The sequence below is a fragment of the Arthrobacter sp. ISL-65 genome (genome assembly GCF_018613795.1).
Lineage (GTDB): Bacteria > Actinomycetota > Actinomycetes > Actinomycetales > Micrococcaceae > Arthrobacter.
Genome location: NZ_JAGGPN010000009.1, coordinates 23,713 through 45,864, shown reverse-complemented (window position 1 = coordinate 45,864; position 22,152 = coordinate 23,713). Strand labels below are relative to the sequence as shown.

19 protein-coding genes and 1 riboswitch are annotated in these 22,152 nt (G+C 66.3%); of the genes, 6 read left to right on the top strand and 13 right to left on the bottom strand.

Annotated features, from left to right (window positions below; genetic code table 11):
• Positions 1 to 3 precede the first annotated feature (3 nt).
• Positions 4 to 1,500 (bottom strand): threonine/serine exporter ThrE family protein, encoded by a 1,497-nt coding sequence (locus tag J7I85_RS04325; protein WP_214847121.1) that lies wholly within the window; start codon positions 1,498 to 1,500, stop codon positions 4 to 6.
• Between the two features lie 37 nt (positions 1,501 to 1,537).
• On the bottom strand, positions 1,538 to 2,611 hold the full coding sequence (locus J7I85_RS04320; RefSeq protein ID WP_214847120.1) for a peptidoglycan bridge formation glycyltransferase FemA/FemB family protein: 1,074 nt from the start codon (positions 2,609 to 2,611) through the stop codon (positions 1,538 to 1,540).
• 120 nt (positions 2,612 to 2,731) lie between these two features.
• Between J7I85_RS04320 and J7I85_RS04315 the strand changes: the two genes are divergently transcribed.
• On the top strand, positions 2,732 to 3,304 hold the full coding sequence (locus tag J7I85_RS04315) for a TspO/MBR family protein (RefSeq protein WP_214847118.1): 573 nt from the start codon (positions 2,732 to 2,734) through the stop codon (positions 3,302 to 3,304).
• A gap of 15 nt (positions 3,305 to 3,319) precedes the next feature.
• On the opposite strand, the gene J7I85_RS04310 is transcribed toward J7I85_RS04315, so the two are convergent.
• The 6 genes from J7I85_RS04310 to J7I85_RS04285 form a co-directional block, all read right to left on the bottom strand.
• A complete protein-coding gene (locus J7I85_RS04310) occupies positions 3,320 to 4,732 on the bottom strand; it encodes an L-serine ammonia-lyase (protein ID WP_214847116.1) in 1,413 nt (470 codons plus the stop codon).
• A 291-nt stretch (positions 4,733 to 5,023) separates the two neighbouring features.
• Positions 5,024 to 6,349: a serine hydroxymethyltransferase gene (glyA, locus tag J7I85_RS04305; RefSeq protein ID WP_308159387.1), complete on the bottom strand. Its 1,326-nt coding sequence runs from the start codon at positions 6,347 to 6,349 to the stop codon at positions 5,024 to 5,026.
• Positions 6,346 to 6,729, bottom strand: coding sequence for a glycine cleavage system protein GcvH (gene gcvH / locus J7I85_RS04300; protein ID WP_214847113.1), 384 nt, complete (start codon positions 6,727 to 6,729; stop codon positions 6,346 to 6,348). Before gcvH ends, glyA begins: the two co-directional genes overlap by 4 nt.
• A 418-nt stretch (positions 6,730 to 7,147) precedes the next feature.
• A complete protein-coding gene (gcvT, locus tag J7I85_RS04295; RefSeq protein ID WP_214847111.1) occupies positions 7,148 to 8,296 on the bottom strand; it encodes a glycine cleavage system aminomethyltransferase GcvT in 1,149 nt (382 codons plus the stop codon).
• A 12-nt stretch (positions 8,297 to 8,308) separates the two neighbouring features.
• The gene (gene gcvP / locus J7I85_RS04290) at positions 8,309 to 11,167 is read right to left on the bottom strand and encodes an aminomethyl-transferring glycine dehydrogenase (RefSeq protein WP_374102431.1); all 2,859 of its coding nucleotides are present in this window, start codon (positions 11,165 to 11,167) and stop codon (positions 8,309 to 8,311) included.
• 189 nt (positions 11,168 to 11,356) lie between these two features.
• Positions 11,357 to 11,455, bottom strand: a riboswitch (glycine riboswitch).
• 135 nt (positions 11,456 to 11,590) lie between these two features.
• Positions 11,591 to 12,130, bottom strand: coding sequence for a TetR/AcrR family transcriptional regulator (locus J7I85_RS04285; RefSeq protein WP_214847107.1), 540 nt, complete (start codon positions 12,128 to 12,130; stop codon positions 11,591 to 11,593).
• Between the two features lie 68 nt (positions 12,131 to 12,198).
• Between J7I85_RS04285 and J7I85_RS04280 the strand changes: the two genes are divergently transcribed.
• The gene (locus tag J7I85_RS04280) at positions 12,199 to 13,761 is read left to right on the top strand and encodes an MFS transporter (RefSeq protein WP_214847105.1); all 1,563 of its coding nucleotides are present in this window, start codon (positions 12,199 to 12,201) and stop codon (positions 13,759 to 13,761) included.
• A 114-nt stretch (positions 13,762 to 13,875) separates the two neighbouring features.
• Here J7I85_RS04280 and J7I85_RS04275 read toward each other — a convergent pair whose 3' ends face one another.
• Positions 13,876 to 14,355 (bottom strand): Dps family protein, encoded by a 480-nt coding sequence (locus J7I85_RS04275; protein WP_214847103.1) that lies wholly within the window; start codon positions 14,353 to 14,355, stop codon positions 13,876 to 13,878.
• A 232-nt stretch (positions 14,356 to 14,587) separates the two neighbouring features.
• On the opposite strand from J7I85_RS04275, the gene J7I85_RS04270 reads away from it, so the two are divergent.
• The 3 genes from J7I85_RS04270 to J7I85_RS04260 are packed head-to-tail and all read left to right on the top strand — an operon-like array spanning position 14,588 to position 18,309.
• The gene (locus J7I85_RS04270; RefSeq protein ID WP_251023926.1) at positions 14,588 to 15,712 is read left to right on the top strand and encodes a nitrilase-related carbon-nitrogen hydrolase; all 1,125 of its coding nucleotides are present in this window, start codon (positions 14,588 to 14,590) and stop codon (positions 15,710 to 15,712) included.
• The gene (locus tag J7I85_RS04265) at positions 15,709 to 16,734 is read left to right on the top strand and encodes an agmatine/peptidylarginine deiminase (RefSeq protein ID WP_214847101.1); all 1,026 of its coding nucleotides are present in this window, start codon (positions 15,709 to 15,711) and stop codon (positions 16,732 to 16,734) included. Before J7I85_RS04270 ends, J7I85_RS04265 begins: the two co-directional genes overlap by 4 nt.
• A 12-nt stretch (positions 16,735 to 16,746) precedes the next feature.
• Entirely contained in the window at positions 16,747 to 18,309 is a 1,563-nt protein-coding gene (locus tag J7I85_RS04260; RefSeq protein ID WP_214847099.1) for an APC family permease, read from the top strand.
• Positions 18,310 to 18,448: 139 nt separating this feature from the next.
• Here the strand turns inward: J7I85_RS04260 and J7I85_RS04255 are convergent, their stop codons facing one another.
• The 3 genes from J7I85_RS04255 to J7I85_RS04245 form a co-directional block, all read right to left on the bottom strand.
• A complete protein-coding gene (locus J7I85_RS04255) occupies positions 18,449 to 18,997 on the bottom strand; it encodes a hypothetical protein (RefSeq protein WP_214847090.1) in 549 nt (182 codons plus the stop codon).
• Between the two features lie 331 nt (positions 18,998 to 19,328).
• Positions 19,329 to 19,631, bottom strand: coding sequence for a DUF4193 domain-containing protein (locus tag J7I85_RS04250; RefSeq protein ID WP_102973153.1), 303 nt, complete (start codon positions 19,629 to 19,631; stop codon positions 19,329 to 19,331).
• A gap of 103 nt (positions 19,632 to 19,734) precedes the next feature.
• Positions 19,735 to 19,962 carry a hypothetical protein gene (locus J7I85_RS04245; protein ID WP_251023925.1) on the bottom strand — a complete coding sequence of 76 codons (228 nt, stop codon included), beginning with the start codon at positions 19,960 to 19,962 and terminating at the stop codon, positions 19,735 to 19,737.
• A 167-nt stretch (positions 19,963 to 20,129) separates the two neighbouring features.
• On the opposite strand from J7I85_RS04245, the gene J7I85_RS04240 reads away from it, so the two are divergent.
• Positions 20,130 to 20,477: a hypothetical protein gene (locus J7I85_RS04240; protein WP_214847088.1), complete on the top strand. Its 348-nt coding sequence runs from the start codon at positions 20,130 to 20,132 to the stop codon at positions 20,475 to 20,477.
• Between the two features lie 338 nt (positions 20,478 to 20,815).
• Here the strand turns inward: J7I85_RS04240 and J7I85_RS04235 are convergent, their stop codons facing one another.
• Positions 20,816 to 22,078: an MFS transporter gene (locus J7I85_RS04235; protein WP_251023924.1), complete on the bottom strand. Its 1,263-nt coding sequence runs from the start codon at positions 22,076 to 22,078 to the stop codon at positions 20,816 to 20,818.
• Positions 22,079 to 22,152: the final 74 nt, after the last annotated feature.

Sequence of the window (22,152 nt, the reverse complement as noted above, 5' to 3'; positions counted from 1 at the left end):
CCCCTAGCGGCGGCGGGACCGCCGCCGCTCGTTGCTGGCGAGGCTGCGGGTGAGCGGCCGGGCCAGCGTGTCGCCAAGCACAATGCCGCCGGCCACGCCGAAGACGATCGCCCCGGCGCTGAGCATCCCGCCGGCCCCGAGCAGTATCTCGGATTCCTCGATGGTCAGGACATACATCGACCGGAAAATGGTGAGGCCGGGCAGGAGAATCAGGCCGGCAGGCACGGCGACCACCAGCTGCGGGGCGCCCATCTTCAGCGCCACCACGCGGGCCAGCAGGCCGATCACGACGGCGGCCAGCGCCGGCGAGAACCGCGGGCCAATGCCGAGCGCCTCGCCGCCGATGAGGGCCAGGTGCCCCACCACGCCCACTGCCGCCGTCGGAAGCAGCAGCTTCCAGTCCGTCTGTTCCGTAATGCCGATCGCCACGACCGCGACGGCAACCAGGATCACCTGCGCCCACAGCGGGTACGCGGGCGGGAAGGTTTCCGTGACGCTGATCGGCTCCATGCCGATCCTGTCCCCCACCACGAACGCGACGGCGATCCCGGCCACCACCGCGCCAAACGTCAGCAGGGTGGACAGGAACCTCCCGGCCGCCGTCACTGGGAAGCCGTTGATGGCATCCTGGACCGAGGACACGAGCCGCCCGGTGGGAAGCAGCAGCAGGATGCCGCCCACCACCACAATGGCGGGCGCCAGCCGGATCCCCACCGGACTGCCGAACCTCCACATCAGCAGCGCGATGACCGTCACCACAAAGGAACAGGCCGCCGTGATGAAGAAGTCAGGCGTCCGCCAACGGCCCAGCTTCCTGGCCACCAGGCTGATGAGCAGGTTGGAGGCGAACGCGACGGCCGAGGCGCCGGGACCGCCGCCTATGACGGCGACAAACACGGCTGCGAACACCGCGAACGCCACCGTCACCATCCAGCGCGGGAACGGCTTGGGGCGCCGGACGATCTCGTCGAGCCGGCGGACGGCCTCGTCCCTGCCGACGCCTCCGGCCACGATATCGGTGACCAGCTGGTGGACCTGGGCAAGCCCCGCATAATTGTTCGTCCAGGAACGGACCACCCGCAGGAGGGTGATGGGCGTCTGGTCCTTGGCTGCGTAATTGATGCCCACGGACTGGTTGGTGATATCCACCTCGATGTTTTTCAGCCCCAGCGCAGCCGTCACGGCAATGATGCTTGTTTCGACCTCGAGGGCGCCGGCACCGTACCGGAACATGGACTCGGCAAGATGCAGCGCAAAGTCCATCGTCTTGCGCGCGGACTCATCGATCCCGCTTACCTGGATCATGGGATTGGCGTAGGGGCTCCCGGCGAGCCGGTCCACGATGCTCAGTGGCGCCGTCGGCGGACTTTCCCCCTGCACCAGTCGGCGCAGCATGCGCTTGGCCGCCGCGTTCTGGTGCAGCTGCGAGGCGGTGAGCGGCTCCGTCTTGGGCAGCCCGTCCGTGGGCGGCCGGTTGGCGCCGCGGGGTTGTTTGGTCATCAGGGCTCCCCTCTGTTCGTTGGCTCAGCTCAATAGCTCAGTAGAACTGCTGCCCGGTACGGCGGGTGTACAGCTGCCGGGCCACCCGTTCACCCGCTGCCATCCATGCCTTGTACTTCAGCGGGCTGATGACCTGGTCGTAGCAGCCAACAAAATCCGTGACCGTCTTGCTGAAGCTCGTCTTGAACAGCCCCAGCCCGTGGAAGGGATTCGACGTGTCCTTGAGCTTGTCGCTCGGCGGCGTTCCGCAGAAGTCGTATTCGGTGCAGCCCAGCTCCTTGAGCTGGTTGATCGCGGTCCACTGCACCAGGTGCGAATCGCCGTACTGGTTACGCTTCTGCAGGGACCCGCCGTCCTTGTACGTGCCCTTGCGGCCGTAGTTGATCACGAAGGCGCCCACCGAGGGAACCCCGTTTTCGTACACAAACATGAGCCTGCCCTGGCCGCGCTTGATGAAGTTCGTCCAGAACTGGCGGTAGTAGTCGTATTCGCGGACGCGGACCTGCGACTTCGCCTGGACCGTGTCGGTCATCAGGCCGTACATGGCCTTGAAGTTTTCCTCGCTGGGCTGCACGTTGTGCACCTCGACGCCCTCGCGGATGGCGCGGCGGACGGCGTTCCGTCCCCGCGAGTGGAGGTTGCGGAGCAGTTGGTTCTCCTCGGGGGAAATATCCAGCAGGGCCGTGGAGTCGTTGGGCTGCAGATTGTGCGTCTTGACCAGCCCCGCCCCCTCGATGACCCCGCGGGCGGCGTCGCTGAGGACGATGTCCGGCTCGATCTTGATGGCGAAGACGCCCAGCCGTGCGCGCTTGACCAACTCTGCGTTTGCCGCGGCAATGCCGGGGATGTCCTCGACGCCGGCCACGTCCGGTCCCTTGATGAGGTACCAGAGCTTGCCGAGCAGCGGGAAGCTCTTTTCCAGCACCAGGTTGTAGCTCGTGTAGTCGGCTGTTTCGTAAACGAGGTGCAGGGTCTTCCAGCCGAAGTGCTGCTTGACCTCGGCGAAGGCTTCCGACTGCAGCAGGTTTCCGCCGTTCGGATTCGCGGTGACGTGGGAGTCCCAGTTTGCGACCTCTTCGGAGGTGGCAAAGCGGGCAGTGAATTCTCGCAAGTGTGCCGTATCCAATCTTCGCTTACGTTTCGTGCAGGTGCCGGAGAAGCAGCCTCAAGTCTATCCGTCCGGCCTGATGACTGCCTTGACTCTGGCTGCGGCCTTGGCAACTGTAATGAAATGAGAAGCAGGGACCGCATGCCGGTCGCGGGATCCGGGAGAGACGCCAACACCAGCGGTGACGGGGCGCAGCCCGAGCCACAGCGCACCGCCGTCGAACTTGCCGCACTCCTGGGTTTCCTGGCGGCCAGCGCCCTGGTGGCCTGGCTGGGTTCGCAGGCAACCATCAGCAACGTCACCGGCTGGTACGCGACGGCGGACAAGGCGCCGTGGTCCCCGCCCAACTGGGTGTTCGGGCCGGTCTGGACGGTACTGTACGCGGCTATGGCAGTGGCGGCCTGGCTCGTGTGGCGGAGCCGCAGCCCGGAGCGCGGGGCGGCGCTCACCGTCTACGGCGTGCAGCTTGCTCTGAACCTGGCGTGGACGCCCGCGTTCTTCGGGATGTACCCGATGTGGGGTTCGGCCGCGCTCTGGCTGGCCCTGGGCATCATCATTGCGCTGGCACTGGCTGTCGCAGCCACCGTGCTCCTGTTTGGGCCGATCCGCCGCGCCGCTGGCCTGCTCATGCTGCCCTACCTCTCGTGGGTCGTCTTCGCGTCGAGCCTGAACCTCTGGGCGGCCGCCAACAACTGAGCCGCCGGCCGGGGGTCAGCACTCGACGACGTTGACCGCCAGCCCACCCATCGCGGTTTCCTTGTACTTCGAGCTCATGTCCTTGCCGGTCTCGCGCATGGTAATGATGACCTCGTCGAGCGAGACCCGGTGCGAGCCGTCGCCCCAGAGGGCCATCTTGGCCGCGTTGATGGCCTTCGCGGCGGCGATCGCGTTGCGTTCGATGCACGGCACCTGAACCAGGCCGCCGATCGGATCGCACGTGAGCCCAAGGTTGTGTTCCATGGCGATTTCGGCGGCGTTCTCCACCTGCGCGGGCGTGCCGCCCATGACTTCCGCGAGCCCGGCGGCGGCCATCGACGACGCCGATCCCACCTCGCCCTGACAGCCCACCTCGGCGCCGGAGATGGACGCCTGTTCCTTATACAGCACTCCGATGGCACCGGCGGTCAGCAGGAACTTCACCACCACGTCGTCGCGGTCTTCCTGGGTCGCCTGGTCCATGCCCGGAGCGAAATGCAGGGCGTAGTAAAGCACGGCAGGGATGATGCCGGCGGCGCCGTTCGTCGGCGCGGTGACCACGCGCCCGCCGGAGGCGTTCTCCTCGTTGACGGCCAGGGCGATCAGGTTCACCCATTCCTGCCAGTATTTGGGGTCCCGGTAGCCTGGATCGTGGTCCCGGCTTTCCTTCAGGAGCCGCTCGTGCCAGTCGGGGGCACGACGGCGGACCTTCAGTCCGCCGGGCAGCAGCCCCTCGCGTTTGAGGCTGGTTTCCACGCAGCTCTCCATCACGGAGTAGATGTGCAGCAAACCTTCGCGGATCTCCTCCTCGGACCGGGAGGCGCGCTCGTTGACGAACATGATGTCGCCGATGGACAGCCCCTTGGACTGGCAGCGGCCCAGCAGTTCCGCGGCGGTGCGGAATGGCAGCGGCAGCTCCTTCTTGGACTCGGCGAGCTCCTTCAGGGCCGCATCCTCCTCGCCCTCGCGGACGATGAACCCGCCGCCGACGGAGAAGAACGTTGCCCTGTGCAGGATTTCGCCCTCGGCGTCCGAGACGGTGAAGGTCATGCCGTTGGTGTGCCGCGGCAGGATCGTTAGTGGCCGCAGAACCATGTCTTTGACCCCGTACGGCAACGGAACGGCCCCGGCCAGCCGCAGTGTCCCGGACTCGGCGATAGCCGCCAGCCGGTCCTCGACCTCATCGGGAAGGATCAGCTCAGGGTGGTACCCCTCCAGGCCCAGCAGGATCGCCGTCATGGTGCCGTGCCCGTGCCCGGTTGCGGCGAGCGAGCCGTACAGGTCCACCCGCAGCGACGCCACGCCCTCCAGCTTCCCGGAGGATTTGAGCTCCCCGGCAAAGACGGCAGCGGCACGCATCGGCCCCACGGTGTGCGAACTCGAGGGCCCGATCCCGATGGAAAAGAGATCAAAGACTCCAACGGCCATAATCAATCCTAACTAGACATGAGGTCAGTGGCGGAGGAAGCCGGCCATCCTCTGCATGCTCGGTCGCGAAGACGCCCGCTGCGCGGACGTGACGCTCCCGAGGGGCCCACGCCGTCCGGGTTCCCTGGCCGAGCTTGCGAGGCTAGGGGGACGGCGGGGAGCATGCTGCCGGATGCCCGGCCCCCTCCGAGGGGCCGACAAGCCGCGGTTTTCGAAAGCGTGCGTCAAAGCGACGAAGGAGCAGCACGCGTGAAAACTGGGGCTTGTCGGCCCCGGAGCCAGCCGGAGGAATCAGCTGAGCGGGGCGACTGACGGGTAGAGCGGGTGCGCGGCGGCTAGTGCCTCCACGCGGTTGCGGAGGCCTGACAGGTCCGCGCCGGCGTCGGCTGTCAGGGCCTCGGCGATGATGTCCGCCACCTCGGCGAACGCTGCTTCGCCGAAGCCGCGGGTGGCCAGCGCCGGGGTACCGATGCGCAGCCCTGAGGTGACCATCGGCGGACGCGGGTCGAACGGCACGGCGTTGCGGTTCACGGTGATGTCGATCGCGGCGAGGCGGTCCTCGGCCTGCTGCCCGTCGAGCTCGCAGTTGCGCAGGTCCACCAGCACCAGGTGCACGTCGGTGCCGCCGGACACCACGGAGATGCCCTTGGCCGTGACGTCGGGCTGGACCAGGCGCTCGGCCAGGATCCGCGCGCCGGCGAGCACGCGCTCCTGGCGTTCCTTGAACTCCTCGGACGCGGCGATCTTGAAGGCCACGGCCTTGCCCGCGATCACGTGCTCCAGCGGGCCGCCCTGCTGGCCTGGGAACACCGCCGAGTTGATCTTCTTGGCGACGTCGGCGTCGTTGCTCAGGATGATGCCGCCACGCGGACCGGCGAGGGTCTTATGCGTCGTCGACGTCGTGACGTGCGCGTGCGGGACCGGGGACGGGTGCAGGCCGGCGGCAACCAGCCCGGCGAAGTGCGCCATGTCCACCATCAGGTAGGCGCCCACGGAATCGGCGATCCGGCGGAACTCGGCGAAGTCGAGCTGCCGGGCGTACGCGGACCAGCCGGCCACGATCAGCTGCGGCTTGTGCTCCTGGGCCAGGCGCTCCACCTCGGCCATGTCGATCCGGTGGTCCTCCTCGCGGACCTGGTACGGGATCACGTTGTAGAGGCGGCCGGAGAAGTTGATCCGCATGCCGTGGGTCAGGTGCCCGCCGTGGGCCAGGTTCAGACCCATGATGGTGTCGCCCGGCTTGATCAGGGCGTGCATCACCGAGGCGTTCGCCTGGGCGCCGGAGTGCGGCTGGACGTTCGCGAACTCTGCACCGAACAGGGCCTTGACCCGGTCGATCGCGAGCTGTTCGATCACGTCCACGTGCTCGCAGCCGCCGTAGTAGCGCTTGCCCGGGTAACCCTCGGCGTACTTGTTGGTCAGTACCGAACCCTGCGCCTGCATCACGGCCGCGGCGGTGTGGTTCTCCGACGCGATCATCTCCAGGCCGCCGCGCTGGCGGCTGAGCTCGTCGTCGATCTTTGCCGCGATCTCCGGGTCGAGGTCCGCGAGGTCCGCGTTCAGGCTCGGGGACACTACCTGCTCGAACGCCGCTGTTGCGGCCTGAGCGGCGCTCACAGCTCGCCGCCGTTCTTGGAAGCGTACTCTTCGGCCGACAGCAGCGGGCCCTCGGAGTCTGCGGCCACCTTGAACAGCCAGCCGGCGCCGTACGGATCGCTGTTGATCAGGGCCGGGTCCTCGACGACGGTCGGGTTGATCTCCGTGACCTCTCCCGTCACCGGGGAGTACAGGTCGGAGACCGACTTGGTGGACTCCACCTCGCCGCAGGTCTCCCCTGCAGTCACGGCCGAGCCGACCTCGGGCAGGTCCACGTAAACAATGTCGCCGAGCGCGTCAGTGGCCACGGCGGAGATGCCAATGGACACCACATTGCCGTCCTCGCGGGAGACCCACTCGTGTTCGTCGGAGTACTGCAGTTCAGAGGCAACTTTTGCCATTGTGTTCCTTAATCTCGTTACTTCTGTGGTCGGGTTGGGAGGCGGGTGACCGGGGGTCCTGGCTACTTCTGGGCCTCGAGGGTTCGGCAAGCTCAACCCCCAATGATCGAGCTTGCTGTGCCTCTATGGTCGAGCCTGTCGACTTCCAGGCGTAAGCCGGGTTTCGACAGGCTCAACCAGCGGTTCGCGGCCCCTCCCCCAGCACCTTTGGCTTTCGAGGGCGCTCGTCCGGCGGTTGTTCTGTCCTGATTGGCACCGAAGGTGAGCTGCCCTCGAGGGGCTGGCTGGCCGCGGTTTTCGAAAGCGTGCGTCAAAGCGACGAAGGAGCAGCACGCGTGAAAACTGGGGCCAGCCGGCCCCGGACCCGGGGCGGGTCCGACGGGCCGGTTTCGACAGGCTCAACCAGCGGTTCGCCGGGCTACTTGGAGCGCTTGTAGAAAGGCAGTGCGACGACTTCGAACGGCTCCGCCTTGCCGCGCAGGTCAACGTCCAGCGCGGTGTCGGGTTCGGCGTAGGCGACGTCGACGTAGGCCATGGCGATCGGGTAGCCGAGGGTCGGGCTGGGCTGGCCGGAGGTGACTTCGCCGACGACGTCGCCGTCCTTGAGGACCGGGTAGTGCCCGCGGCCGGCGCGGCGGCCGAGGCCCTTGAGGCCCACGAGCTTGCGGCCCGTGGTGGAGCCGGCTCCGGCTTCCTTCTTGGCTGCCAGCGCGCCCTTGCCCACGAAGTCGCCTTCCTTGGACAGCGCGACGACGGGGCCCAGGCCGGCGGCGAACGGGTCACCGTCGAGCGAGAGCTCGTTGCCGTACAGCGGCATGCCGGCCTCGAGGCGGAGCGAATCGCGGGAGGCAAGGCCGGACGGCGTCAGCTCCCCCTCGTCCGCGATGGCGACGATGGACTGCCAGAGGGCGGCGGCGTCGTCGTTCTCCACGAAAATCTCGAAGCCGTCCTCACCGGTGTACCCGGTGCGGGCCAGCAGCAGGTTCTGGCTGGTCCCGCCCACCAGGAAGGAAACCTCGACGGCGGCGTAGTACTTCAGCCCGGTCACCAGCTCGTGCTGGGCTGCCGGGACCAGGCGCAGGAGGATCTCCTCGGCCTTGGGACCCTGCACTGCGATCAGCGACGTCTCGGCGGATGCGTCTTCGACGGCGACGTCGAAGTTCGCTGCCCGCTGCACCAGGGCCTCGGCCACCACCTTGGCGTTGCCGGCGTTCGGGACCACCAGGAACCGGTCGGTGCCAGTCCCCTCGGAGGGGCGGCGGTACACGATGAGGTCGTCGATGATGCCGCCGTCCTCGTTGCAGATCAGGGAGTATTTGGCCTTGCCGACGGCCATGGCGGAGATCTTGCCAGCCAGTGCGTAGTCGAGGAACGCGGATGAGTCCGGGCCGGTGACCCAGACTTCGCCCATGTGGGAGAGGTCGAAGATGCCGGCCGAGTGGCGGACGGCGTGGTGCTCGGCCAGCTCGGAGCCGTACTTGAGCGGCATCTGCCAGCCGCCGAAGTCGGTGAACGAGGCGCCCAGCTTCTTGTGCTCCTCGTAAAGGGCAGTGTAGTTCTCAGTCATTGAGCGGAATCCTCAGTTCTCGAAAGCTTCGATGGGAGGGCAGGAGCAGACCAGGTTCCGGTCGCCGGCGGCACCGTCGATGCGGCCGACCGGCGGGAAATACTTGTCCTGCTTGAGCGTGTGAACGGGGAAGACGGCCTGCTCGCGCGGGTAGGAGCGGTCCCAGTCGGAGCTGATAGCAGCGGCCGCGGTGTGCGGTGCGTTGCGCAGCGGGCTGTTCTCCACGGTGAAGTCGCCGTTGGCCACCTGGTCGATTTCGGCCCGGATGGCGATCATGGCCTTGATGAACCGGTCGATCTCGCCCAGGTCCTCGGACTCGGTGGGCTCCACCATCAGGGTTCCGGCCACCGGGAACGCCAGGGTGGGCGCGTGGAAGCCATAGTCGATCAGGCGCTTGGCCACGTCCTCGGCGGTGACGCCGGTCTTGGCCGTGAGTTCGCGCAGGTCAAGGATGCACTCGTGTGCCACCAGGCCGCCTTCGCCCGTGTAGAGCACGGGGAAGAAGTCGTTGAGGCTGGCTGCAACATAGTTCGCGGCGAGCAGCGCGGACTTGGTGGCCTCTGTCAGGCCGCTGGCGCCCATGAGCTTCACGTACGCCCAGGAGATGGGAAGCACACCGGCAGAGCCGAAGCGCGAGGCGGAGATCGGAACGTCCTTGCCTTCGGTCCAGGTGGCCGCATCGCCCGGCATGAACGGTGCCAGGTGCGCCTTCGCCGCAACAGGGCCGACGCCGGGTCCGCCGCCGCCGTGCGGGATGCAGAAGGTCTTGTGCAGGTTCAGGTGGGACACGTCGCCGCCGAACTTGCCCGGCTGCGCGAGCCCGACGAGGGCGTTGAGGTTGGCGCCGTCGATGTAGACCTGGCCGCCGGCCGCGTGGATGGCGTCGCAGACCTCACGGACGTCGGCGTCGTATACGCCGTGCGTGGACGGGTAGGTGATCATGATGCAGGACAGGGCGTCCTTGTTGGCCTCGATCTTGGCGTACAGGTCGGTGTGGTCGATGGTGCCGTCGGCAGCGGTGGCCACCACCACTACCTTCATGCCGGCCAGCACGGCCGAGGCCGCGTTGGTGCCGTGTGCCGACGCCGGGATCAGGCAGATGTTGCGCTGGTCGTCGCCGCGGGACAGGTGGTAGCCGCGGATGGCCAGCAGCCCGGCGAGCTCGCCCTGCGAGCCGGCGTTGGGCTGGATGGACACCTGGTCGTAGCCGGTGATCTCGGCGAGGTCGGCTTCCAAACCATCGATCAGTTCGCGCCAGCCTTCGGTCTGGGAATCCGGGGCGAACGGGTGGATCGAGGCGAACTCCGGCCAGGAAATGGCTTCCATCTCCGCCGTGGCGTTCAGCTTCATGGTGCACGAACCCAGCGGGATCATGGTGCGGTCCAGCGCCAGGTCACGGTCGGATAGCTTGCGGATGTAGCGCAGCAGCTGGGTCTCGGAGCGGTGCGTGTTGAACACCGGGTGCTGCAGGAATGCGGAGGAACGCTCGACGGCGGCGTCCAGGGCGAAACTGCCCGTGGACCCCACTGACTTCGCACCAAAGACAGCAAGAACGTCAGCGACGATGGCCGGCGTCGTGGTTTCATCAGTGGAGATGCCGACGGAGTCGGCGTCGATGCTGCGGAGGTTGATGCCCTTCTCTTCGGCGGCGGCGATGATGCCGGCGGCCTTGCCCGGGACGGAAACCGTCACGGTGTCGAAGAAGCTGGTGTGCAGGACGTCCAGCCCGGCGGCCTTAAGCGAGGCGGCCAGGGTCTTGGCGTGGCCGTGGGCAGTTTCGGCGATCGCCTTCAGGCCTTCCGGTCCGTGGTAGACCGCGTAAAAGGAGGACACGATGGCCAGCAGTGCCTGGGCGGTGCAGATGTTGGACGTGGCCTTCTCGCGGCGGATGTGCTGCTCGCGGGTCTGCAGCGCGAGGCGGTAGGCGGGAGTGCCGGCGTTGTCCTTGGAGACACCCACGAGGCGGCCAGGAAGGGAGCGTTCCAGGCCCTTCTGCACGGCCATGTACGCGGCGTGCGGTCCGCCGTAGAACAGCGGGACACCCAGGCGCTGGGCGGAGCCGACGGCGATGTCCGCGCCCTGCTCACCCGGAGGGGTGATGAGTGTCAGCGCCAGCAGGTCAGCGGCCACCGTGACCAGGGCGCCGCGTTCCTTGGCGGCGGCGATGACCTCGGTGTGGTCGAAGACGCGGCCGGAGACGCCGGGCTGCTGGAGCACGACGCCGTTGATGTCGCCGTCGGGAAGTCCCTTGGACAGGTCAGCAACCTCAACCTCGAAGCCAAGCGCCTCGGCGCGGCCCTTGACGATGGCAATGGTCTGCGGCAGGGAGTCCGCATCCAGGACGGTCTTGCCGTCCTTGGCGTCTTTGTTCTTGTTGGCCCTGCGCATCAGCAGCACAGCCTCAGCCACCGCCGTCGCTTCATCCAGCAGGGACGCGTTGGCGATCGGCAGGCCAACCAGGTCCTGGACCATGGTCTGGAAATTCAGCAGGGCCTCCAGCCGGCCCTGCGAGATCTCCGGCTGGTACGGGGTGTACGCGGTGTACCAGGCGGGGGCTTCAAGGATGTTGCGGCGGATCACCGGCGGCGTGACGGTGTCGTAGTAACCCTGGCCGATCATCTGCACGGCGGTCTTGTTCTTGGCCGCGAGCTCCCGGAGCTCAGCGAGGGCTTCGACTTCACTCAGGGCCGGGGAGAGCTCCAGCGGGGAGTCCTGCCGGATGTCTTTCGGCACTGCCGTGTCAACCAGTGCATCGACAGTCTCGTAGCCGACGGCCTTGAGCATGGCTTCGACGTCGGCCTGCCGGCGGGCACCAATATGCCGGTCGACGAACGTGGCGGAGGCTGAATGTACGGTCAAAAGGAACTCCATAACTAAGGCGGCGCAGGGTACGCCACAGTGATTCGGGTTCCTCCCCGCTCTGTATTGGACCTGAGAGTTTCCGCGTTGCTGCGCCTACGCACAACTCCGCTTGCACCGTCGGTGAGCACAGCATGCCCTGAACCGTCCGCGCGGAGGCGGAACATTCAATGCGGGCAGCCTGCTGCTTTCCAGAGTTGCCTTGCCGCGGCGGTACATGGGCCTGAGAGATTCCTGGGGAGGTTTTGCTCCTACGGCGCCTGCTTGTACCTACTTGCAGGACTCTCCCGCCGCAGATCAAAGGCATATTTAATTGAGCGGTGACAGCTGTCACAGAGGCTATTGTCCTACGCCGGGATCGCGTCTGCAAACTGTGGCTGCGCCGGCTACCCCCGGCGGCGGGCAGCCCGGCGCACACCTACCCCCGCAGCCGGCCTACCCCCGCAGCCTGTCAAGGGCCGCAAGGAGGCTCTCGACGTCGGCCGCGGTCTCGGACGGCGTAGCCGCCGGGCCGATCGACAGCATGGCGTTGAAGTAGAGCCCGTCACCCATGTACAGGACGGCCTTGGCGAGGCCCGGTCCGACATCGCGGGCGATCTCGTCGAGCCACCGCTGCTGGATGTGGGCGAACCGGCGCCGGGTCTCCTCGTGCGCCACCTCGGCCAGCCTCGTCGCAGCCACGATTGCGCGGTCCAGCGGGGTGTCCGCCCAGACGGACGATTTGATGAAGTAAGCGGCAGCACCCTCGGGAGCCCCGGCCATGGCTTGGGCGTCCGCCTCCGCGAACTCGTCGAGGCGGTCCAGCAGGACACTTATGAGCGCTTCCTTGTTTGGGAAGTGGTACAGGAGCCCGCCCTTGGACACACCGGCGCGGGCAGCCACGGCGTCAAGGGTGGCGGCACGCTCCCCCACCTCGATCAGCAGGGATTCAAACGCATCGAGCACTGCGCCGCGGGCGACCGGTTTTCTGGGCATGGCTTCCATCATGCCCCGTTCCAAACAAAAGATTCATAACTGTACCGTCTGGACGGTATAGTTATGTCATGACCACGAACTCAGCCCTTCACCCGGAGCGCACTTCTGCCAACCAGGCTTCCAGCGCCGGCGGCGCGGGCGACTGGTTAGCCCTGGCCCTGCTCATGTTCCCGGTCCTCCTGGTGGCCGTGGACAACACCGCGCTGACGTTCGCTCTTCCCGCGATCGCCCGCAGCCTGGACCCCTCGGGCGTGCAGCTGCTCTGGATAGTCGATGCGTACGCCTTGGTCCTGGCCGGACTCCTGGTGGCCATGGGCAGCCTCGGCGACAGGATCGGACGCCGCCGGCTGCTTCTGGTCGGCATTTCGGGTTTTGCGGCGGTCTCCGCGGCGTCGGCTTTCGCCCCGAGCGCCGAATGGCTGATTGCCGGCCGCGCGGCCATGGGATTCTTCGGCGCCATGCTCATGCCGTCCACGCTGTCCCTGATCCGCAACATCTTCCGGGAGCCCGGCAGGCGGAGGCTGGCGGTGGCGATCTGGGCCGCAGGCTTCTCCGGCGGCGCCGCGCTGGGGCCGATCTTTGGCGGCTGGCTGGTGGAGCACTTCTGGTGGGGCGCCATCCTCCTGGTGGCAGTGCCAATCATGCTGCCGCCCCTCGTCTTCGGCCGCTTCCTCATTCCGGAATCCAAGGACCCCAGCCCGGGTCGGGTGGACGGGCCCAGCATTGCACTGTCGATGCTGACCATGGTGCCGGTGGTCTACGGCATCAAGGAACTGGCCACCCACGGCCCCGGCCTGCAGTCCCTCGGAATCCTGGCCTTTGGCCTCGCCATGGGCCTCGTGTTCGTCCGCCGGCAGCAGGCCCTTGCATCCCCGCTGCTGGACTTGTCGCTGTTCAGGAACCGCGTGTTCAGCACGGCGATCACGGCTAATGTCCTGGCGCTGTTCTCCTACAACGGCTTCATCCTGTTTTTGGCCCAGCACCTGCAGCTGCTTGAAGGAATGTCGCCGTCGGAATCCGGCACGGCAATGCTGCCCGCCCTGACCGCCATGGTGATGGCGGGACTGCTGGTGGTTCCGCTGGTCCGGAAGGTGCGGCCAGGATTTGTGGTTGCCGCGGGACTGGCGCTGAGCGCCGCCGGTTACGCCCTCGTGGCGTTCGGGGATCACGACGCCGGTCCCGCCGCGCTGCTGGCCGCCCTCCTCATTCTGGCGCTGGGTGTGGGCTCTGCCGAGACCATCTCGAACGACCTGATTCTGGGAGCGGTGCCCGCGGAAAAGTCCGGAGCGGCCGCGGCCATCTCGGAGACGGGCTACGAAGTGGGCTCACTCCTCGGGACAGCCGTCCTGGGGTCAATCCTGACCGCGTCATACCAGCAGCACCTCGCCCTGCCCGAGGCTGTTGCCGAGACGGTCCCGGCGGCGTCTGCGGATCAGGCCAGGGAAACGCTGGCCGGCGCCGTGGAGCTGGCGGGGTCACTGCCGGCCCCGGTGGCCGAGGGGCTCACGGCGGCCGCCCGGGCAGCGTTTGATTCGGGTGTCCACATCACCGCGGCGATTGCGCTGGTACTGATGGCGGGAGCCTCGGTGCTCGCCGCCGTCGTACTTCGCCGCGTCCCGCGGGCAAAGTAGCCGGGACGCAGTAACCGGCTGCCGCACGCGCGGCAGCCGCCCACAGAAACGGGCAGCCCCGGAGAAATTCCAGGGCTGCCCGTTGGCGAGCGGCAGGGGCATCCCGCCGGCCGGTTACTTACTGTCAGGCTTCGTGGCGCTGGCCGACGCCTTCATGTTCTCGGCGCCCACCATCCACGCGAACTGCTCAAGCTTTTCAATGAAGGTGTGCAGCAGATCTGCGGTGGTGGGGTCTTCCTCATCCACCTCGTCGTGGACCTTGCGCATAGTGCCGACGGCCGCTTCAAGGGCTGCCACAATGCGGTCGATCGCATCCTTGGTGCTGATGAGTCCTTCCGGGAACTGGGGAAGGTTGGTGGACTTCGCCACGGTTACGCTGCGCCCGTCCGGCAGGGCATGCAGGGCACGCATGCGCTCGGCGATGTCGTCGGCAAAGGCCCGGGCGGCGTCGACGATCTCGTCGAGCTGGAGGTGCAGATCCCTGAAGTTGGCCCCAACGATGTTCCAGTGCGCCTGCTTGCCCTGCACGTGCAGTTCGATCAGGTCCGCCAGAACGGCCTGCATGTTGTTGGTCAGTGTCGGTGAAGCCTTCATGAATCCTCCTCGATTGGTCCAGTGGTTTCGACGCTACCGCAGGTGCTCCGGCGCCGGGAGCACCGGAAAGCGAATTTCACGATCAGCTTACTTACTACTTTGCGGGCCCCTGCCTGAGCGGGGTCATAAATGATCCGCATTCAATATGCCCTTGCCACGCCCCCGCCACACGTGCATACTAAATGAACGTCATTCATTTAGTGACGGTCGTCTCACTGGAGAAATCATCATCATGATTGAAATAACCTGCCTCAACGCGCCTGCTTCGCTCGCACGGACAGCGCCGTCCGGACGCCCTGCCTTGAGGGTGGGCGTCGTCCAGCACCGCTGGCACAGCAGCACCGCCGCACTTCGCGCGGAACTCAACGACGGCATCGACAGGGCCGCCCGGCTGGGCGCCACCGTGGTGTTCCTGCCCGAGCTCACCCTTTCCCGCTATCCCGCAGACCAGGTTCCGGAGAATGAGCTTGCGCGGCAGGGCCAGGACCGGCCGCGCCCGTCCGACGCAGCCGAGGACCTGCTGACCGGCCCCACCTTCCGCTTCGCTGCCGAGGCCGCCCGCCGCAACGGCATCACCGTCCATGCCTCGCTTTACCAGCGCGCCGGCAACCCGGACGGCTCGGATGACGGCCTGGGCCTGAACACCTCCATCCTCGTGTCCCCGTCCGGGGAGCTCCTGGCCCGCACCCACAAGCTCCACATCCCGGTGACCGCCGGATACTACGAGGACAAGTTCTTCCGCCAGGGTCCCTCCGCGGAGGACGCCTACCAGGTCCACGCCCCAGCTGAACTCGGCGGCGCCCGGCTGGGCATGCCCACCTGCTGGGACGAGTGGTTCCCCGAACTGGCCCGCATGTACTCCCTGGGCGGTGCAGAACTGCTGGTGTACCCGACGGCGATCGGTTCCGAGCCGCTGTTCCCGGACTTTGACACCCAGCCGCTTTGGCAGCAGGTCATTGTGGGCAACGGCATCGCCAACGGCCTGTTCATGGTGGTGCCGAACCGCTGGGGCCAGGAGGGCAGCCTGGACTTCTACGGTTCCTCCTTCATCTCGGACCCCTACGGCCGCATCCTGGTCCAGGCCCCGCGCGACGAGTCGGCCGTCCTCGTGGCCGACCTTGACCTGGACCAGCGCAAGGACTGGCTGACGCTGTTTCCGTTCCTGACCACCCGCCGCCCGGACACGTATGCCCGGCTCACCGAGCCGGTCCGCCCAGAGGAGCCGTTCGGGAGCCATCCGCTGGTCGAGCTTGGGGCCACGACCGCCGGGTTCCCTGGCCGAGCTAGCGAGGTTAGGGAGCGGTTGGGGAGCGAGACCGGGGTTTCGGCAGGCTCAACCAGCGGGGTGGGCGCATGAGCACGTGGCGCATGCCGGCCGAGACGGCGCGCCAGGAGCGGCTCTGGATGGCCTTCCCCACGGGCGGCTACACCCTCGGGGACACCGCGGAGGCGGCGCACGCCGCCCGCTCCGTCTGGGCCGCCGTCGCGAACGCCGCTGTCGAGTTTGAACCGGTCACCATGGTGGTGGACCCGTCCGACGTCGGTACCGCCGCCCGCTACCTGTCGCCTGCCGTCGAGGTACTGACGGCGGAACTCAACGACGCCTGGATGCGCGACATCGGCCCCACGTTTGTCCTGGACGGAAACGGCGCCCTGGGCGCCGTGGACTGGGTCTTCAACGGCTGGGGTGCCCAGGACTGGGCGCAGTGGGACAAGGACTCGCTGGTTGCCGCCGAGGTGGCCGGCCGCTCGAGCGCCCGGCACCTCGTGTCCGAGCTGGTCAACGAGGGCGGCGGAATCCAGGTGGACGGCGAGGGCACGGTGCTGGTCACCGAAACGGTGCAGCTGGATCCGGGCCGCAATCCCGGACTCAGCAGGGCCGACGTCGAAGCCGAGCTGGCCAGGACCATTGGTGCCACACACGTGATCTGGCTGCCGCGCGGGCTCACCCGTGACTCCCAGCGGTTCGGAACGCGCGGGCACGTCGACATCGTGGCCGCCATCCCGTCCCCGGGCACCCTGCTGGTCCATGCCCAGCAGAACCCCGCTCACCCGGACTACGAGGTGAGCCGCGAAATCATCAGCTTCCTGTCCTCCACCAGGGACGCTGCCGGCCGGGAATGGTCCATCATCGAAGTCCCGGCGCCCGTTGCCCTGACGGATCCGGAGGGCTTCGTGGACTACAGCTACATCAACCATGTGGTGGTCAACGGCGGAGTCATCGCCTGCACGTTCTCCGACCCCAACGACGAGAAGGCACTCCGCATCCTCGCGGATGCATATCCCGGACGCAAGGTTGTGGGCATCGATGCCCGCGAACTCTTCGCCCGCGGCGGGGGCATCCACTGCATCACCCAGCAGCAGCCCGCTGCCATCTAGAAAGGGCCAGTCATGAGCCAAACCACGCGTGAGAGCATCCAGCCCGGCGGGAATTCCCAGGCCGGCGAAGCAACGCACGGCATCACCGGGAAGGGCCTGAAGGGCGGTCAGTTGGGCCTCCTGGCCGTCGTCGTCCTGGGTATTTCCTCGGTGGCTCCGGCCTACAGCCTCACCAGTTCACTGGGACCCGCAGTCGGGACGGTGGGCGTGCAGCTGCCGGCGATCTTTATCGTCGCGTTCATCCCGATGATCCTTGTTGCGTTCGCCTACCGCGAGCTCAACGCCGACTCCCCGGACAGCGGCACCACGTTCACCTGGACGACAAAGGCGTTCGGCCCGTTCGTCGGCTGGATGGGCGGCTGGGGCCTGCTCGCCGCCAACATCATTGTTTTGTCCAACCTGGCAGGCGTCGCGGTGGACTTCTTCTACCTCTTCCTGGCCCAGGTGTTCAATAACCCCGAACTCGCGGACCTGACCTCCAACACGGCACTCAATATTGCCACCTGCCTCACGTTCGTGGCTCTCGCCGTCTGGGTCAGCTACCGCGGGTTGCACGCCACCAAGCTCGTGCAGTACAGCCTGGTCGGTTTCCAGGTCCTGGTCCTGGGCGTCTTCATCATCATGGCGCTCACGCACGCAGCATCCGGTGACGCCGGTTCCTCCCTCGCGTTCAGTTGGGACTGGTTCAACCCCGCCAAGATCGAGAGCTTCGAGCAGTTCACCGCCGGCATGTCACTCGCCGTTTTCGTCTACTGGGGCTGGGACGTGTGCCTGACCGTGAATGAGGAAACCAAGGGCGGCAAGGGCACCGCGGGCAAGGCAGGAACCACGACGGCGATCGCCGTCCTGGCCCTCTACCTCGCCGTCATCGTGGCCACCATGATGGTGGCAGGCACCGGCGCCGACGGCATTGGCCTGAACAACCCGGACAACCAGTCGAATGTCTTCGCCGCGCTGGCCTCGCCGGTCATGGGTCCGCTGGCCATCCTGATGTCGCTCGCAGTGCTCGCCGGCACCGCCTCGTCCCTGCAGTCCACCATGGCCTCCCCGGCACGTAGCCTGCTGGCAATGGGTCACTACGGCGCCCTGCCGTCACGTTTCGCGTCGGTCAGCAAGCGTTTTGGGTCCCCCGGCTTCGCCACGGTGATCGCGGGCGGGATCTCCGGCGGCTTCTACGCCGTCATGAAGGTGGTCAGCGAAAACGTCCTCAACGACACCATCCTGGCGCTGGGCCTGATGATCTGCTTCTACTACGGCCTCACGGCCTTCGCCTGCACGTGGTACTTCCGGCACAGCCTGTTCTCCAGCGTCCGCAACTTCTTCATGCGGCTGCTGTTCCCCATGCTGGGCGGACTGGTCCTCACCGTCGTCTTCATCCAGACGGCCGCGGACAGCTGGGCCCCGGAGTTCGGCAGCGGTTCGGAGATCTTCGGGGTGGGGCTCGTGTTCGTGCTCGGCGTGGGGATCCTGGCCCTCGGGATCGTCTTCATGCTGGTGATGGCTCGGCTGCGGCCCGGCTACTTCCGCGGCGACACCATCCGCCAGGACACCCCCGCCCTGGTGGTGCCCGAATAGCAATCCGTTCACCCATGCAACAGCAGCGATGCCCCGCCTCCCGGTCAGGGAGGCGGGGCATCGCTGCTCTACTGGACGTACCACCGGTTCAGGGACCCCCTTGTCCCCTTAGCCGGGCTGCTCCCCTACGGCAGACATCTCACCAGTAGTGGGCGACGTCGACGACGAGCCGTGAGCCGGAGCCGGGACCGTCCAGCGTGTACACCTTGAACGGCAGCCGGGCACGGACGCCCAGGCCAAGGGTGGTGTAGCCCTCGAAGCTGCCGGCCCACGCCACCTGCCGGAACGTGTGGTACCCGGACACGTTGGTCACCTCGGACCGGTTGGCCGGGATGAAGGTGGCCTTGCCGGTGGCATTGTCATATGCCGGCGAGTTGATGGTGAGCTGCAGGAATGCGTTGCCACGGAGCTTGAGCGGCTGGCCAGAGCCTTCCTGGGCCACCTTTGATACGTAGCGGACGTTGTAGCCTTTGGCTTTGCCCTTGAGATCGATCACGAGGCGGTCGAAGCAGTAATGCTGCCCGGTGCGGACATTGGTGACGGCTGCGGTGCTCATGGTCTGGTTTGCCTTCGCCAGCGAGCCCCACACCTGCCCGCAGTAGGAGGCTGCCGAGGCGGAACCCGGAGCCAGCAGGCCCAGTCCAACAGCCATGAAGATGACTGTGAGCCAGGCGGGGATTTTTCTCATTTGGCCACCCCTTTCGGGTGAGTGATTGGATACCTCCAGAATAGGAGTGCCAAAAGCCCTAAACGAGGGATGTAGCCGGTTCGGGGCGCAACCGTTAGTCTCGCAAAATACGGGTCACAGGACTGTGATGCCCGGCCTCCTTTTAGGGGCATCGAGAGGCGTTCGTTGCCCTTCCTCCACGCTTCCGTTACCGCGCATAACGGCGTTGGAGGGGAAAAAGCGAGGCGCCGGCCTCCCCATTGGGAGCCGGCGCCTCGCGTGGCTTTGCTCTGAACGCTGCCTGGCTATGAAGGCTGCCTTGCCGCAAAGCAGGACATGCGCGGAGGGCTATTTAGCCTTCGCAGTCGTGGCAGTACTTCAGGCCGTTCTTTTCCTTGGCTACCTGGGACCGGTGACGGACCAGGAAGCAGGAGCCGCAGGTGAACTCGTCGGACTGCTCGGGAACGACGATGACCGTCAGTTCCTCGTTGGAAAGATCGGCGCCCGGAAGGTCGATGCCCTCGGCGGTGTCGTTCTCGTCGAGATCGATGACGGCGGTCTGGGCACCACCGCCGCGGGACGCCTGGAGGGCTTCCAGAGACTCGGAGGGAGTCTCTTCTTCTGTCTTGCGTGGGGCGTCGTAATCGGTAGCCATAGCCTTGTTCACTTTCGTTGCTGCACAGCGCCATTCAGGCACCTCAGTGAAGCAGTTTAGGTCATAAAGCGGCAACGTCAAGAATAGTGTGGCCAACGCTACATTAATTGGTCTTTTCCGCCTGTTCCGCGGCCTTGCCGGCGGCATTTGGGTGGGTTCCGGGCGCGTGGTCTGCCGCGACGGCAACCCCGCTGAGCGGAGGCAGCCAGGCCCAGCGCGTCACCTCCTGAAGGGCATCGTTGGCCTGCTCGGCAGTGGCAGGAACCGGCGGGAAGAGCAGGGCTTCCGCGAGCGCCGCACGCATCCGGGTGAGCATCTCTGACATGGTCATGGCGCCAAGCTATGCGGCCTGTGTTGTGGGCACGTTTCCGCGCAGTCTCCTGGCTGTTAAGTCTCCGGGCAGATAAGCCCCACAGCGGAGCGGACTGGCGGGGCGCCGTCGTCGGTCTTAGCCTTGAGCTGTTCCCGGATCTGACCACCAGCAGGCGGAGGCACCACATGGCGACGAAACTGAACCGCAAAGCACTGGAGCATGCACGCAGCCTAGTAAAGAAGGGGAAGGTGGAGCGGGATGTCCGTGATGACTGGAGTGAACATTCCCCCTCAGCGGACGACGAGAACTCCTTTATTGACAAGCACGGCTTCGACGAGTTCTCGAATTGGCACCTCGGCATTGATAACGAGAAATCCGAGGGCACCAAGGGCAGCGTGAGCTTTCCTTTTGGGGATCTCAAGAAAGTCCACCGCTGCGCCATTATTTCGCTGGAGAGCCGGGCGGCACAGCACGACCACGACGACATCCGCAAGGCCGCAAAGGATCTGCTCGAGGAGATTGACGCGGACTAGCCCCGTCACCGCTGGATTACTTGGCCGCCACTAGCCGGTCTTCAGCGCCCGGCGAAGTTTCCAGCGGTGCCTGCACGAAGGAACCCCTCCCTTCCGGCGTTGCGCCGGAAGGGAGGGGTTTGCAGCCCTGCGGCTCAGCAGGTCAGGGCTTCGCTGGCGCGCGCCTCGCGTCCCAAACAGACGTTGCCGGTGACTGCGAAGTCGTATTCGTCCTGCGAGTGGACCAGGCGGCGGGCACTTCGCCATGCGGCTGCTATTCAACCTGCATTTCCCCTTCGTGTGTAATGCCCGACTGTTGCGGCGCGAGCCGATATGACCCGCAGTGGGCAACGCCGTCGTTAGTGTGCGTACCCGGCGGCGGCTTCGGTGAGCGTTTTACCCTTGGTCTCCGGAGCCAGCCACTGTGATAGCGCGGCACCGGCGAGTGCCACGCCGGCGGCAATCAGCATGGTCGGGCCGGACCCGAGGGACTCCATAGACATCGGGAAGAGGAAGATGCCGATGCCTGCCCCGACCCGGCTGACGGCGGCCGCGAAACCTGTTCCAATCCCTCGGATCTCCGTCGGGAGGACCTCGCCCGGGTAGACGTTCGTCAATGTGTTGTACCCCGCGTTGAAGAACGAGAAGACCAGGAACAGGACGAGCACGACGGGTGCCGGCGCTCCGGCCCACAGTCCGATGATTCCGAGGACGACGGCGCACAGCCACTGCGGCGGGACGGTCAGAGTGCGGCGGCCGGCCTTTTCGATCAGCAAGAACGTGATCACGACGCCGGCCAGTGCGACGGCGGAGAGCCCGACTCCGCCGGCGAGTCCCCCGGCGAGGCCGTACTGTTCCAGGACGCTGTCTGCGAAGGTGGCGATTGCGAAGTACGGCGTCACCGCGCAGAACCAGAATCCGGAGATGAAGAGCGTGGAGCGCCAGTACTCCTTGGAGAACAGCATCCCGAAGCTGCCCTTGCGGACGTCCTCGTGCTGGACGTCGTCAAGCGCGTCGTCCGGCATGTACTTGTAGGCGAGGGCGCGCGCTTCGTCCTTGCGGCCCACGCTCCACAGCCACCGTGGTGACTCCGGCATGCCGAGCCGGCCCAGGAACAGGGCCACCGCGATGAACGTGCTGGTCCCCAGGATGAAGTGCCAGCTGAGATCCGTGTACTCGTTCAACAGATGGCCGATCAGGAACGCGATCATGAAGCCGCCATACCAGGCGATACCCATTGCAGCCATGAGCCGACCCCGCAGGTGCGTTGGCGAGAACTCAGCCATCAGGGGCCAGCCGACCGCGTACTCGGCGCCGATCGCGATGCCCATCAGCAACCGCACCACAATGAGCAACGTCGGCGAGTCTACGAAAAACTGCATTCCCGACGCGATAGCGAACAGGCCGATGTCGAACATGAAAATTGGCTTACGGCCCCACTTGTCGGAGGCCCAGCCACCGATCGGTGAGCCGATCAGAATGCCGATCAGAGCAGACGCGGCGATCAGGCCCTGCCAAAACGCAGTGAGCTGCAGGTCCTCGGCCATCCTCCCCGACACCGGTCCGATGATGCCCAGGACGTAGCCGTCCAAGACCATGCCGCCGATCAGGACTGTGACCATTCTGATCAGGAAGCGTCGTTTGCTCGCCGCTGAGTCTGTACTCCGATGGGCGGTTGGGTTCTTCCTGGATGACA

Coding starts and splice junctions, on each gene's coding strand:
- J7I85_RS04310 (WP_214847116.1), bottom strand. CDS start 4,732: ATGGCCGTTGGAGTCTTTGATCTCTTTTCCATCGGGATCGGGCCCTCG.
- J7I85_RS04315 (WP_214847118.1), top strand. CDS start 2,732: ATGAGAAGCAGGGACCGCATGCCGGTCGCGGGATCCGGGAGAGACGCC.
- J7I85_RS04240 (WP_214847088.1), top strand. CDS start 20,130: ATGGCGACGAAACTGAACCGCAAAGCACTGGAGCATGCACGCAGCCTA.
- gcvH (WP_214847113.1), bottom strand. CDS start 6,729: ATGGCAAAAGTTGCCTCTGAACTGCAGTACTCCGACGAACACGAGTGG.
- gcvP (WP_374102431.1), bottom strand. CDS start 11,167: ATGGAGTTCCTTTTGACCGTACATTCAGCCTCCGCCACGTTCGTCGAC.
- J7I85_RS04235 (WP_251023924.1), bottom strand. CDS start 22,078: ATGGTCACAGTCCTGATCGGCGGCATGGTCTTGGACGGCTACGTCCTG.
- J7I85_RS04265 (WP_214847101.1), top strand. CDS start 15,709: ATGAGCACGTGGCGCATGCCGGCCGAGACGGCGCGCCAGGAGCGGCTC.
- J7I85_RS04255 (WP_214847090.1), bottom strand. CDS start 18,997: ATGAGAAAAATCCCCGCCTGGCTCACAGTCATCTTCATGGCTGTTGGA.
- J7I85_RS04260 (WP_214847099.1), top strand. CDS start 16,747: ATGAGCCAAACCACGCGTGAGAGCATCCAGCCCGGCGGGAATTCCCAG.
- J7I85_RS04285 (WP_214847107.1), bottom strand. CDS start 12,130: ATGCCCAGAAAACCGGTCGCCCGCGGCGCAGTGCTCGATGCGTTTGAA.
- gcvT (WP_214847111.1), bottom strand. CDS start 8,296: ATGACTGAGAACTACACTGCCCTTTACGAGGAGCACAAGAAGCTGGGC.
- J7I85_RS04280 (WP_214847105.1), top strand. CDS start 12,199: ATGACCACGAACTCAGCCCTTCACCCGGAGCGCACTTCTGCCAACCAG.
- J7I85_RS04275 (WP_214847103.1), bottom strand. CDS start 14,355: ATGAAGGCTTCACCGACACTGACCAACAACATGCAGGCCGTTCTGGCG.
- J7I85_RS04245 (WP_251023925.1), bottom strand. CDS start 19,962: ATGACCATGTCAGAGATGCTCACCCGGATGCGTGCGGCGCTCGCGGAA.
- J7I85_RS04325 (WP_214847121.1), bottom strand. CDS start 1,500: ATGACCAAACAACCCCGCGGCGCCAACCGGCCGCCCACGGACGGGCTG.
- J7I85_RS04250 (WP_102973153.1), bottom strand. CDS start 19,631: ATGGCTACCGATTACGACGCCCCACGCAAGACAGAAGAAGAGACTCCC.
- J7I85_RS04270 (WP_251023926.1), top strand. CDS start 14,588: ATGATTGAAATAACCTGCCTCAACGCGCCTGCTTCGCTCGCACGGACA.